A 12609-nucleotide genomic window follows, 5' to 3' on the forward strand; every position below is an offset into this window, starting at 1 on the left:
GGGTTTAATGAGCTTCGAGCCAGTTTTTCCCTTCGCCGCAATCGGCAATGAGGGGAACTTCTAGCTTGATAACACCTTCCATCTCTTCGAGTACAATTTGACGGACTTTCTCCATTTCTTCTTTGTAGACATTGAAGTTTAGTTCGTCATGTACCTGGAGGATCATCTTACTTTTCAAACCTTCTTTTTCAAAGCGATTGAAGATACGAGCCATCGCTACTTTGATGATGTCGGCAGCGCTTCCTTGGATGGGAGCATTGATGGCATTTCGCTCAGCATATCCTCTGACGATGGCATTGTTTGAGTGGATGTCGGGTAAGAAGCGTTTGCGCTTAAAGATGGTCTCCACATATCCATGCTCTTTGGCTACTTCGATGCTTTCATCCATATATGCCCGGACGTCGGGATAGGTGCGGAAATACCCGTCTATCAGTTCCTTTGCTTCGGCGCGTGGGATGCTTAGGCGTTCAGCCAGGCCAAATACCGATATACCGTAAATGATACCGAAGTTGGCTGTTTTGGCTTTGCGGCGCATATCTTTCGTCACGTCTTTGATGTCTACACCGTATATCTTGGCGGCTGTAGCTGCATGAATATCAGCTCCGCTCCGGAAGGCGCTTACCATGTTTTCATCCTTGCTGAGGTGTGCCATGATGCGGAGTTCTATCTGCGAATAGTCGGCAGAGAAGAACAGGCAGTTTTCATTCTCAGGGATAAATGCTTTCCTGATCTCGCGTCCCATTTCGTCACGGATTGGGATATTCTGCAAGTTCGGATTGGTAGAGCTCAAGCGTCCGGTGGCTGTTACTGTCTGATTGAAAGAGGTATGCACTTTACCGGTCTGTGGATTGATCAATTCCGGTAATGCGTCTATATAGGTACTTAACAGCTTTTTGAGGCCTCTGTATTCTAGTAGTTTCCCTATGATAGGATGCTTGCTGCGTAGTTTTTCCAGTATATCTTCACTGGTGCTGTAGCTGCCTGTTTTTGTTTTTTTAGCCTTTTCTTCAATCTTCATATGATCGAATAAGACTTCACCTACTTGCTTAGCAGAGTTAATATTGAATTCCATTCCTGCCATTTCATGAATCTCTTTCTCCAAGCGGATCAGTTCTTTTGTTAGCTCTTCCGATGATTGTTTCAAAGCTGCCGTATCCAACTTGACACCATTTGCTTCCATGTCTGCCAATACGTATACCAGCGGCATTTCGATGTCATAGAATAGGCGCTCGATACCCTGCTTTTTGAGCTCCGGTTCGAAATAGTTTTTGAGTTTTAAGGTTATATCTGCATCTTCCGCTGCATAATCGGCTATCTTTTCGAGGGCTACATTCCGCATAGAAAGCTGGTTTTTCCCTTTAGGGCCGATTAACTCCTCTATAGGGATGGGCTTGTATTTGAGGTATGTTTCCGCCAGATAATCCATACCATGCCGGAGTTCCGGATTTAAAAGGTAATGGGCGATCATGGTATCGAACAGTAAGCCGGCTACATATATGTTGTATTTACGAAGCACCAATATATCAAATTTGATATTCTGCCCGATCTTTCCTATTTCTTTGTTTTGCAGGGTGGGGGAGAAGAGTGAAACTATTTTTGTTGCTTCTTCCATGTCTGCTGGAACAGGTACATACCAGGCCTCGTTCTCTTTTATGGCAAAAGAAAGGCCTACCAGATGGGCTGTTAGCGGATTGATTCCGTCTGTTTCCGTGTCGAAAGCAAACTCTTTCTGCTTGGATAATAGTTCGTTTAGTTGCTTTCTTTTTTCTTCTGTATCAGCAATATGATACTTGTGAAGGGTAGTCTGTAAGCTGGCAAGTGATGAATCATTGTTTGCCACAGCTTCTTCCGGTGCAAACTCAGCAAAGAGAGAACCTTGTATAGGTATGTTCTTCGGAGCTGCAGGCTTTGACTCCCCATTCAGTTTGTTGATAAATGTTCTGAATTCCAGCTCTGTGTAAATTTCTTTCAGCTTCTCATTATCCGGCTTTTCGAGAATACATTTTTGAGCGTCAAACTGTATGGGTACATCTGTTACAATCGTTGCCAGAAACTTGGAGAAGCGGATTTGCTCTTTGTTCTCTGATATCTTTGTTTGCAGAGCGCCTTTCAGCTTATCGGTGTTTTCCAGCAGATTCTCTATGGAGTGGAATTCTTCTATTAGTTTGGCAGCTGTTTTTTCTCCAACGCCTGGGCATCCTGGGATATTATCGGAGCTATCACCCATTAATCCCAGTATATCGATCACTTGATTGACGGACGAAATGGAGAATTTTTCCAGCACTTCCTTTGTTCCCATGGTTTCATATCCACCTCCGAACTTGGGACGATAGATGAAGATATGGTCGGAAACTAACTGTCCATAATCTTTGTCAGGTGTCATCATATACACATCAAATCCTTCTTTCTCTGCTTGTATGGCTACTGTTGCTATTACATCATCGGCTTCAAAGCGAGGGACTTCGAGTATAGGAATATTATAGGCTTCGATAATTTGTTTGATGATAGGTACGGATTCCCGGATCGCTTCAGGCGTTTCTTCCCGCTGCGCCTTGTATTCTTCATACGCTTCGTGCCGGAAAGTAGGGCCGGAAGGGTCGAATCCAACAGCTATATGTGTAGGGTTTTCCCTTTTCAGTACATCTTCCAAGCTATTTACAAATCCGAAGATGGCCGATGTGTTCATCCCTTTGGAGTTGATCCGGGGGTTTTTGATAAAAGCATAATAGGATCTATAAATAAGTGCGTATGCATCAATTAAGAATAGTTTCATTTTATATTGTTTTTTGTAGCTTTAATCGGTAAATGTACAAAAAAAGCATCTTACTCAATACTTTTTCTTACTTTTGCTAATCTTACAACAAACTATGGATAAACGAAAAATCATAGAAGCACCTGTTGCTGCCGAATTCAAGCGTTTCAATGACGATTTTACTGCTTCAATTTCAAGTTCTACCTTGAAACTGCAAAGTGCTATTGATAAGATTATGCTTTCATCCGGGAAGCATATTCGCCCTTTACTCTTGTTATTAACAGCCAAGGCGTGCGGAGGTATAACCGAAAAAACGCTTAATACTTCTATCATTGTAGAATTGCTCCATACAGCTAGTTTGGTGCATGATGATGTAATTGATGAGACAAAGGAGAGGAGAGGGGTACCCTCTTTGAATGCTTTCTACGACAATAGAGTCTCTGTCTTGGTTGGCGATTATATTCTCTCTTCCGCCTTGATGCGTTCAATACAGACAGGTGATTTGAATATTATGACGATTGTTTGCCTGGTTGGCCGTTCCTTGTCGGAAGGCGAACTGCAGCAGATAGAGCTCGTTGATAATATTGTATTAAGCGAAGAGGATTATTATAAAGTAGTTAAGAATAAAACAGCCCGTTTGATTTCTGCTTGTGCTGAGATTGGCGCTCTCTCTGCCAATGCTTCTGAAGAGATTGTAGAGAAGTGTAAGCTGTTTGGTGAATACCTTGGCTATTGTTTCCAGATCAAAGATGATATCTTTGATTATTACGAAGATGCGAAGATAGGCAAACCTACTGGAAATGATATTCTGGAAGGAAAAGTAACCCTTCCTCTCTTACATGCTTTGATGACTACAGAGCGTGAAGAGAATGTTCCTTATTATGAAATGATTGAAAAAAAGAACTTTACACCTGAAAATATCAAACGTTTGATAGATTTTGCTAAAAGCAATGGCGGGATAGAATATGCCCAACGGGCAATGGAAGACTATTGCGAGAAAGCAAAAGGCCTTTTACGTGACCTTCCCCCATCTCCAGCCAGAGAAAGTCTACTCTTATTAGCTGATTATATTGTAGAAAGAGATAATTAAGATTTAGGCACGGATTTCGCGGATTTCACTACTTTTTGATATTAACTGTGTAATCCGTGAAATCTGTGCCTAATCCATTACTCGCTAATTCGCTTTAGAAGGTCGGTTCTTAGTTGGCTGGCTCCAATTCGGAAATAATCTTTATTCAGCCATTCTTCTCCTAAAATTTCTTTTACGATTGTGTAGTATTTTACGGCATCTTCTGCTTTTCTTACGCCGCCTGATACTTTAATCCCTATTTGTGTACCTGTAAGGTCATAATATTGCTTAATCACCTGACACATAATATATACTGACTCTGGTGTTGCACCTGTGTACTCTTTTCCTGTGGATGTCTTTAATATGTCTGCGCCCGAGTATATAGCGAGTATAGCCGCTCTCTGTATGTCATCGGGCGTGTTCAATGCTCCGGTTTCCAGGATTACCTTTAACGTAGCCTCTTGACAGCTGGATTTTATTTCCTGTATTTCTTCTGCAAGTTCCTGATAGTTTTTTTCGAGTAGATATCCTACGTTAATGACTGTATCCACTTCTTCGGCTCCATGCATGACAGCCAAGGCTACTTCAGCGATCTTGACCTCTATGAAGGTTTGGGAAGAGGGAAATGCACCGGCTACAGCAGCTATTTTAACATTTTGGGTGGTTAATGCTTGTTTTACTGTTTCCACAAAGTTAGGATAGGTACAAATTGCAGCTACATTTGGGATGTCAGGAGCTGTTCCTTCAAAGTCATTAACCTGATTGACAAATTGCCAGATACTTTCTTTGGTATCTGTTGTCGATAGGGAAGTCAGATCAATGCAGCCATGAAGCTTTTTAAGCACATCAGCTGTAAAGTTCTTATCATAGTGTGTCTGAAGGATTTTGTTTACTTTTTCTGTTATTTCTTTGCTGCTGCCAACTGCCTGGAATTTGGCAAATGCTTCTTGATATTTGTCCATATATTTGATTATAATTTGTTGTTATTGAAATGTCTGTCTCTATCGCGTGTTGTTTTCTTTTCCAGATTCTTTTTAAATGCACTGGTCATATCTACCCCTGTTTGATTGGCAAGGCAGAGCAGTACCCACAGCACATCCGCCATTTCGTCTGCCAGGTTGTATGCTTTGTCACTCTCTTTAAATGATTGCTCTCCGTAGGTTCTGGCTATGATTCTCGCCAATTCTCCTACCTCTTCCGTAAGGATAGCCATGTTCGTTAATTCGTTGAAATAACGTTTGCCATAGGTCTTAATCCATTCATCTACTTGTTGCTGCGCTTCCTCAATAGATAATCTTGATTCCATTTGTGTATTTATTCTTTGTTTTGCGAGTCAATGATGATTGTTACGGGCCCGTCATTTATTAATTCTAACTGCATATCAGCCCCGAATGTTCCCGTTGCTATCTTTTTCCCACTAAGGCTCTCTATTTCCCTGCAAAAGGCCTCATATAGCGGGATAGCGACCTCTGGCTTGGATGCTCGTATGTAGGAGGGGCGATTTCCCTTTTTTGTGGATGCATGCAGCGTAAACTGGCTTACGACCATGATATCCCCGTCTACATCAAGAACCGACTTGTTCATCACTCCATTTTCATCATCAAAGATACGCATTAATGTTATCTTTTTTGTCATCCATTCAATATCTTCCTGATTATCACGGTCTTCTATGCCTATTAGTACCAAAAGGCCATTAGCAATCTGAGCTGTTATTTCTCCGTTAATACTGACTGATGCTCTCTTTACACGTTGTGTTACTGTTTTCATTTTATTTATTAAACTCTTTTAACAAAATGGCTGTTTTTGCTTTGCCTATTATTTCTGTTAATTCTTCTTCAGAGGCTTCTTTAATTCTCTTCACACTCTTAAACTTTCTGAGTAAGAGCGTTTTAGTCTTTTCTCCAATCCCTTTGATCTGATCCAGTTCCGAGGCTGTTTGCTTCTTGCTTCTTAGTTGGCGATGGAAAGTGATGCCAAAGCGGTGGGCTTCGTCCCTTAATTGTTGTATAACTCGCAGTGTTTCAGAGTTTTTGTCTAATATTAAGGGAATTGGATCGTTTGGAAAGAAGATTTCTTCCAGTCTTTTGGCTAGCCCAACGATTGTAATCCGCTCTAGTAATCCCAGATTCTTGATCACTTCCGTAGCTGCACTTAATTGGCCTTTACCACCATCTATGATAATGAGCTGAGGCAGTGGCTCTTTTTCTTCCAGCAGCCTTGAATAGCGTCTACCAACTACTTCAATCATAGAGGCGAAGTCGTTTGGACCTTCTACCGTTTTGATGTGGAAATGCCTGTAATCCTTCTTAGAAGGTTTTGCTTTTTTAAATACTACACAGGCCGCCACAGGATTTGTACCCTGTATATTTGAGTTGTCAAAACATTCAATATGTATAGGCAGTTCCTTTGTGTGCAATTCTTTTTGCATGGTAGTAAGGATGCGCGTTGTCCTCTGTTCGGGATTTAGTTTTTCTGCCTGTTTTAATTTATCTATTTTATACTGCTTTACATTTTGTTCTGATAATTCGAGCAACTTTTTTTTGTCTCCTTTTTGAGGGATATGAAAAGTTATATTGCCGGACAGCTCTATATCAGGAATGAAAGGAATGATTATTTCTTTTGCTGTACTCTTGAAGCGTGAGCGCATTTCTACAATCCCCAGGCCCAGTAATTCTTCTTTCGGCTCGTCCAGCTTTTTTTTGTATTCAAATGTGTAGGCTTGCACAATCGCTCCATTTCCTATATGCATATAATTAATGTAGGCAGACTGCTCATTTTCGGTGAAAGAAAAAACATCGATATTTGTGAGCATGGGCGGGACGACTGTAGATTTTGCCCGATAATTTTCTATCGCTTCATACTTCTCCTTTATGCTTTGCGCTTCTTCAAATTTTAGTTCAGCGGCATATTTTTGCATTTCCTCAAATAGCGTACGGCTTATCTTGGAAATATTTCCTTTTAAAATTTCTTTGATCTGAACAATGTTGTTCTGATATTCTTCCAGCGATTGTAATCCTTCACATGGGCCCTTGCATCTTTTGATGTGATATTGCAGGCATACTTTGAATTTCTTCTGGGCAATATTTTCGGGTGTTAGGGGATATTTACAGGTGCGAATTGGATAAATATCTTTTAACATTTGTAGCATTACCTTTGCTATGTAGATGGAAGAATAGGGGCCATAATATTGCGAGCCATCCCTTACTATATTTCTTGTCTGGAATACACGTGGGAAGTATTCGTTCTTCACAATAATGGAGGGATAGCTTTTGTCGTCCTTCAACATTACATTATAGCGAGGGCGATATTGTTTGATTAAACTGTTCTCCAGATGTAGGGCGTCTTCCTCTGTGTCTACTACAATATATTTTATATCTCGTATTTGCTTTACTAAAACATGAGTCTTCAGGTTGTCATGCATCTTTGTAAAATAAGATGAAACTCTCTTCTTTAAATTCTTCGCCTTGCCTACATATATGATTTTTCCTTTCTCGTCAAAGTATTGATAGCACCCTGGCTTTTCAGGAAGAATAGATAGTAGTGTTGCAAAAGGATTTTTGTTTGGAGTTTCCTTTTTTATTTCTTTGTTACTCATGATGCATTTTTATGTTTCACGTGGAACATTTCGATTATCTTCCCAACAGAACAAGCAAGATGTTTATGTCGCTGGGGGAGATGCCGGGGATTCTGCTTGCTTGAGCAATTGTCTCCGGATCTATTTTTGTCAGCTTTTGTCGGGCTTCTGTCGATAAAGATTGGATGCTGCTGTAGTCGAATTTTTCTTTGATGCGAATATTCTCCAGTCTGTTAATCTTATCAGCAATGATTCTTTCTCTCTTTATGTATCCGCTGTATTTGATTAATATCTCCGCAGCTTCAATGATCTCTTCTTTTCGATTGGGAGATACCTTGTCTAATTCTGCTTTGAAGGCAGGAACTAAATCAGCTAAATTATCTATAGAAACGTGCGGGCGTAAAATAAGGTCTATCAATTTGCAGCCATGGGAGAGGGGCTTTGTCTCCAACGCTTCCAATCCGCTGTTTATATATTGGGGTTTTACAGAATAGTTTTCTGCAAAAGTAATAATGCTGTCTCTTTCTTTTTTCTTTTCTTGTAGTAGCTTGTGGCGATCTTCTTTTGCCAGTCCGATTTTGTAGGATTTTTCTGTTAAACGCATATCGGCGTCATCCTGACGAAGGAGTATTCTATACTCAGCTCGAGAGGTAAACATGCGGTAAGGTTCGTCTACTCCTTTTGTTACAAGATCGTCAATTAAGACGCCAATGTATGCTTCGTCTCTGCCTAATACGAAAGATTCCCCTCCATGGCAGTTTATGTGAGCATTTATACCGGCCATTAATCCTTGTCCGCCGGCTTCTTCGTAACCGGTCGTGCCATTTATTTGTCCGGCAAAGAAAAGATTCTTTATTTGTTTCGTCTCCAGATTATGCTGTAATTGTGTCGGATCAAAGAAGTCGTATTCTATAGCATATCCGGGTCGATATATCTGAATATCCCGGAAAGCCGGAATTGCCTTGAGAGCTCTTAGCTGAATATCGAGTGGGAGAGAGGACGAGAAACCATTAAGGTAATACTCTTGCGTGTTCTCTCCTTCCGGTTCAAGGAATAGCTGATGCTGATTTTTGTCTGCAAATGTTACAATTTTTGTTTCTATGCTCGGGCAATATCTGGGTCCGATACTCTGGATTTGTCCATTGTATAGAGGAGAATCCGGTAGCCCTTCCCTCAATATGTCATGGCAGGCTTCTGTTGTGAAAAGTGTCCAGCAACTTAATTGCTTCAACTCCCTGTTGGATGTATCCATAAAAGAGAATCGGTGGAAATCATTCTCGCCGGGTTGTTCTGTCAGTTCTTCAAAGTGAACACTCCTTCCGTCTATTCGTGCAGGAGTACCGGTTTTCATCCGGTCTGCTTTGATGCCTAAGGACACTAGCTGTTCTGTTATTCCCGTGGTGCTGGGCTCGGCGATGCGGCCTCCCTGTATTTTTGTTCTGCCGATGTGCATCAGTCCGTTTAGGAATGTGCCGTTTGTGAGGATTACACACTTGGCTTTAAACTCTACATTCAGGCCGGTTTTAACCCCTACAACTGTTTTATCTTTGATCAGTAGTTCGCTTACCGTGTCTTGCCAGATGCTTAGATTCTCCTGGTTTTCCAGGATATTTCGCCAGGTTTCAATGAAGCGCGCCCGGTCGCTTTGGCTTCGCGGACTCCACATAGCCGGGCCTTTGCTCCTGTTTAGCATCCGGAATTGGATAGATGTTTTATCTGTTACAATCCCCATATTCCCTCCTAAGGCATCGATTTCCCGAACAATCTGCCCTTTGGCTATGCCTCCGATAGCCGGATTACAGCTCATTTGGGCAATCTTATTCATGTCCATCGTAATGAAGAGGGTTTTGGATCCCAGGTTGGCGGCGGCAGATGCAGCTTCACATCCGGCATGTCCGGCTCCAACAACTATTATATCATACTCAAAATTCATATACTATTCTTTATTTGTAAGCCTCTTCAGGTAATACCTCAAGGGCCTTGTTTTCGTTTAATTCCATAATCTCTCTCTCTCCCGACTCTTTGTCATTTATCCCGCAAAGGTGCAGAACGCCATGAATGATCGTCCGGTGTAGTTCTTCCATATATGAGGTATTAAACGTTTCGGAATTACTCTTAACGGTATCTAAACTGATGAATATATCTCCGGAGATTGTATCTCCTTCCGTATAGTCAAACGTAATGATATCCGTGTAATAATCATGCTGCAAATACTCTTTGTTTACTTCCAGGATCTTCTCGTCCGAACAGAATATATAGGCAATGTCGCCTGTTTTTTTCTGATGGTTCGTGGCGATTGTTTTGATCCAGTTTTGTACAATCCGCTTCTTTATCGAAGGGAGTTTTGCATCTTCTGTGTGAAATGAAATGGCCATATAATGATGTTTTAACTGAAAAACAAATACGCTAAAAAGATGGCGGCAATAGCGCCGGCCAGGTCTGCTAAGAGCGATAATTGTATCGTATACCGGGGGTCTTTTATGCCGACACTCCCGTAATAAAGGGCAACAACATAGAATGTAGTATCCGTAGATCCTTGCACAATACAAGCCAGGCGCCCTACAAAGGAGTCGGCTCCGTAGGTGTTCATGGCATCAATCATCATGCCTCGTGCACCACTTCCGCTCAGCGGTTTCATAAGAATTGTAGGCAAAGCTCCTACAAATTCAGTGTCCAATCCAATGTCGGCTGCTCCTAGTTTTACACCTTCTATGATGAAATCCATCGCTCCTGAAGCTCGGAATATACCGATGCCCACTAAGATGGCAACCAGGTAGGGGATGATTGTTATTGCTGTTTTGAAGCCATCTTTGGCGCCTTCTATAAAGGCGTCATATACATTGATCCGCTTTCTGATCCCGCTTACAATAAAGCCGCAAATAATGCTGAAGAGGATCATATTGGCCGTTAAGGTAGAATACAGATTCACTTTAGACTGATCCATTGACATGAAAAGCCATACCAATCCGGCAATAAAAAGAATGACTCCGCCGAAGAACAGAAGCAGGTTCTTTTGTAAAAGATTGATCTTTTGACGAACGCAAACGGCCAAAACAGCCACCAAAGAAGAGGTAAATGTAGCCAACATAATCGGCAGGAATACATCCGATGGATTCGTTGCCCCCATTTGCGCCCTATACATGAGTATTGTAATGGGAATCATCGTCAATCCGGATGCGTTTATGCATAAAAACATGATCATGGCGTTGCTGGCTCTTTCCTTTTGAGGGTTTAGTTCCTGCAATTGTTGCATGGTTTTAAGCCCCATAGGGGTTGCCGCGTTGTCTAATCCCAGCAGATTGGCCGAAATATTCATGAAAATAGAGCCTGTTACCGGGTGTTTTTGGGGGATATCCGGGAATAATTTACCGAATACAGGGGCTGAAATCCGGGCAAAAGATTGGATAACTCCTCCCTTTTCGCCTATCTTCATAATGCCCAACCAGAGCGTTAATACCCCGGTTAAGCCGATAGATATCTCAAATCCGGACTTGGCCGAATCAAATGACGCATTGATAATCTCCGTAAATACTGACGTGTCTCCCCAGATAATCAGCCTTGCCAGGGCTACTACAAAGGCAATGAGAAAGAATCCTACCCATATATAGTTTAGTACCATAGCTCAATGTTTTATATACAAAAGTAATAAATTCTTATTTAATATAGGTGTTTATTAGATGAAGACCAAGGCAAACGCATTTTTTAAGCAAAAGTTTCACTTTTTTTCTTGGGATGAAACTGAAAGTTTCACCTAGGTGATCCTACAAGATCACTGCGGTGATCCTTAAAGATCATTGGGGTGAAACTTTATTATCATCCAGGGTGGAACTTTTAGTTTCAATCGATGAAAAGGTATTATTTGCTATGAGAGAAGTTCTTACGGACTTTTCGCTGTGTTTTAGCCTTTTATTCGATAAAAAATATACCTTTGTTAGATAAAATAGTAAAGCAGAATATTATGAAAGTATTAATGACCTATGACATGTTCAGGGAAGGATATGACGAATTATGCGATAGATATGAGGTCACTTTCCCCGAAAACCGCGATTTCACCTATGAAGAAGTATTTGATATGATTTCATCGTATGATGTGCTTTGTTCGATGTTTAACTTTCCGGTGGATAAAGCGTTGATTGATCAGGCTCCAAACCTCCGTTTAATCGCTAATTACGGGGTGGGGTACAACAATATTGATGTAGCTTATGCCTTAGAAAAGGGCGTTTCTATCGCAAATACCCCTGATCCGGTGATTGCGCCTACTGCGAACTTAGCTTTGGGGCTTATGTTGGATGCTGCCCGACGAATTTCGGAATGCGACCGCAAATTACGTAGCTTGAAAAGTGATATGAAAATCGGAATCCTGGAAAACTTAGGTGTTCCTATCAGTGGGCAGACGTTGGGGATCTTCGGAATGGGCCGTATAGGGAAGGCTCTCTGCAAGCGGGCAAATGCTTGTGGAATGAATGTTATCTATCATAATCGCAGACAGTTAGATATGGAAGAAGAGACCCGCTTGAACGTCGCTTATGTATCCTTTGAAGAGCTATTGGCACAATCCGACTTCTTGTCACTGAATGCGCCCTACACCCCGGAAACACACCATCTCATCGATGAAACGGCTTTACAGGCGATGAAATCGTCTGCCATCCTTATAAATACCGCCAGAGGCCCTTTAGTAGACGAATATGCGCTTATTAAGGCTTTGAAGAATAATATTATACGTGCTGCTGGTCTGGATGTCTTCGAATTCGGTGATTATCCTCTGCCGGAGCTCTTAGAACTGGAAAATGTAGTGCTAACCCCTCATATGGGAACACAAACTACTGATGCACGTATAAAAATGGCCTTTGCAGTTACTAATAATGTGGTTGGTTTTTTAGAGAAAGACCGCCCCGTTACCCTTGTAGTACGGCCTTGATACATTTTTGTTATGTATGTAAATATTCAAATAAATTAAGAAATATATGCTTGATTTATACTCAAATCAAAATAAATGTTCAAATTATTTATTTACAAATATACGTTTCATAAAAACGCATGATAAATGAACGTAATATCATAATACAGACAAACGTATTCAAAAAAAGGATACAAAAATGCGAAATGAATGTGCATCTGATATTATGTAGTTCATTTTTTGATTTCCTCTTTGCCGGAAATTAGTTTATGTGAATTATTTCATATATTTGCGCATGCAGATTTTATTCTGAATAA

10 protein-coding genes are annotated in these 12609 nt (G+C 41.1%); 2 read left to right on the forward strand and 8 right to left on the reverse strand.

The annotated features are described in order from the left end of the window. Positions 1-4 precede the first annotated feature (4 nt). Entirely contained in the window at positions 5-2773 is a 2769-nt protein-coding gene (polA, locus tag M2470_RS14550; RefSeq protein ID WP_280745734.1) for a DNA polymerase I, read from the reverse strand. A gap of 94 nt (positions 2774-2867) precedes the next feature. On the opposite strand from polA, the gene M2470_RS14555 reads away from it, so the two are divergent. Then, the gene (locus M2470_RS14555) at positions 2868-3842 is read left to right on the forward strand and encodes a polyprenyl synthetase family protein (RefSeq protein ID WP_280745735.1); all 975 of its coding nucleotides are present in this window, start codon (positions 2868-2870) and stop codon (positions 3840-3842) included. 77 nt (positions 3843-3919) lie between these two features. Here M2470_RS14555 and deoC read toward each other — a convergent pair whose 3' ends face one another. The 7 genes from deoC to M2470_RS14590 are packed head-to-tail and all read right to left on the reverse strand — an operon-like array spanning position 3920 to position 11014. Further along, positions 3920-4783, reverse strand: a complete 864-nt coding sequence (deoC, locus tag M2470_RS14560; protein ID WP_280745736.1) for a deoxyribose-phosphate aldolase — start codon at positions 4781-4783, stop codon at positions 3920-3922. An 8-nt stretch (positions 4784-4791) separates the two neighbouring features. Beyond that, complete coding sequence (locus tag M2470_RS14565) at positions 4792-5127, reverse strand: nucleotide pyrophosphohydrolase (RefSeq protein ID WP_280745737.1); 336 nt, start codon at positions 5125-5127, stop codon at positions 4792-4794. Positions 5128-5135: 8 nt separating this feature from the next. Next, the gene (dtd, locus tag M2470_RS14570) at positions 5136-5588 is read right to left on the reverse strand and encodes a D-aminoacyl-tRNA deacylase (RefSeq protein WP_280745738.1); all 453 of its coding nucleotides are present in this window, start codon (positions 5586-5588) and stop codon (positions 5136-5138) included. 1 nt (position 5589) lies between these two features. Further along, positions 5590-7416: an excinuclease ABC subunit UvrC gene (gene uvrC / locus M2470_RS14575; RefSeq protein ID WP_280745739.1), complete on the reverse strand. Its 1827-nt coding sequence runs from the start codon at positions 7414-7416 to the stop codon at positions 5590-5592. A 34-nt stretch (positions 7417-7450) separates the two neighbouring features. Next, positions 7451-9328 carry a tRNA uridine-5-carboxymethylaminomethyl(34) synthesis enzyme MnmG gene (mnmG, locus tag M2470_RS14580; RefSeq protein WP_280745740.1) on the reverse strand — a complete coding sequence of 626 codons (1878 nt, stop codon included), beginning with the start codon at positions 9326-9328 and terminating at the stop codon, positions 7451-7453. Positions 9329-9338: 10 nt separating this feature from the next. Next, positions 9339-9770, reverse strand: coding sequence for an rRNA maturation RNase YbeY (ybeY, locus tag M2470_RS14585; protein ID WP_280745741.1), 432 nt, complete (start codon positions 9768-9770; stop codon positions 9339-9341). A gap of 11 nt (positions 9771-9781) precedes the next feature. Then, positions 9782-11014, reverse strand: a complete 1233-nt coding sequence (locus M2470_RS14590) for a spore maturation protein (RefSeq protein ID WP_280745742.1) — start codon at positions 11012-11014, stop codon at positions 9782-9784. Positions 11015-11353: 339 nt separating this feature from the next. On the opposite strand from M2470_RS14590, the gene M2470_RS14595 reads away from it, so the two are divergent. Next, positions 11354-12313 carry an NAD(P)-dependent oxidoreductase gene (locus tag M2470_RS14595; RefSeq protein WP_280745743.1) on the forward strand — a complete coding sequence of 320 codons (960 nt, stop codon included), beginning with the start codon at positions 11354-11356 and terminating at the stop codon, positions 12311-12313. Positions 12314-12609 lie beyond the last annotated feature (296 nt).

This window comes from Parabacteroides sp. PH5-46, assembly GCF_029892785.1.
Classification (GTDB): domain Bacteria; phylum Bacteroidota; class Bacteroidia; order Bacteroidales; family Tannerellaceae; genus DFXE01.

What these genes read in the sequence shown, in the direction of transcription:
- polA (WP_280745734.1), bottom strand. Translation starts at nt 2,773, where the DNA reads ATGAAACTATTCTTAATTGATGCATACGCACTTATTTATAGATCCTAT.
- M2470_RS14555 (WP_280745735.1), top strand. Translation starts at nt 2,868, where the DNA reads ATGGATAAACGAAAAATCATAGAAGCACCTGTTGCTGCCGAATTCAAG.
- deoC (WP_280745736.1), bottom strand. Translation starts at nt 4,783, where the DNA reads ATGGACAAATATCAAGAAGCATTTGCCAAATTCCAGGCAGTTGGCAGC.
- M2470_RS14565 (WP_280745737.1), bottom strand. Translation starts at nt 5,127, where the DNA reads ATGGAATCAAGATTATCTATTGAGGAAGCGCAGCAACAAGTAGATGAA.
- dtd (WP_280745738.1), bottom strand. Translation starts at nt 5,588, where the DNA reads ATGAAAACAGTAACACAACGTGTAAAGAGAGCATCAGTCAGTATTAAC.
- uvrC (WP_280745739.1), bottom strand. Translation starts at nt 7,416, where the DNA reads ATGAGTAACAAAGAAATAAAAAAGGAAACTCCAAACAAAAATCCTTTT.
- mnmG (WP_280745740.1), bottom strand. Translation starts at nt 9,328, where the DNA reads ATGAATTTTGAGTATGATATAATAGTTGTTGGAGCCGGACATGCCGGA.
- ybeY (WP_280745741.1), bottom strand. Translation starts at nt 9,770, where the DNA reads ATGGCCATTTCATTTCACACAGAAGATGCAAAACTCCCTTCGATAAAG.
- M2470_RS14590 (WP_280745742.1), bottom strand. Translation starts at nt 11,014, where the DNA reads ATGGTACTAAACTATATATGGGTAGGATTCTTTCTCATTGCCTTTGTA.
- M2470_RS14595 (WP_280745743.1), top strand. Translation starts at nt 11,354, where the DNA reads ATGAAAGTATTAATGACCTATGACATGTTCAGGGAAGGATATGACGAA.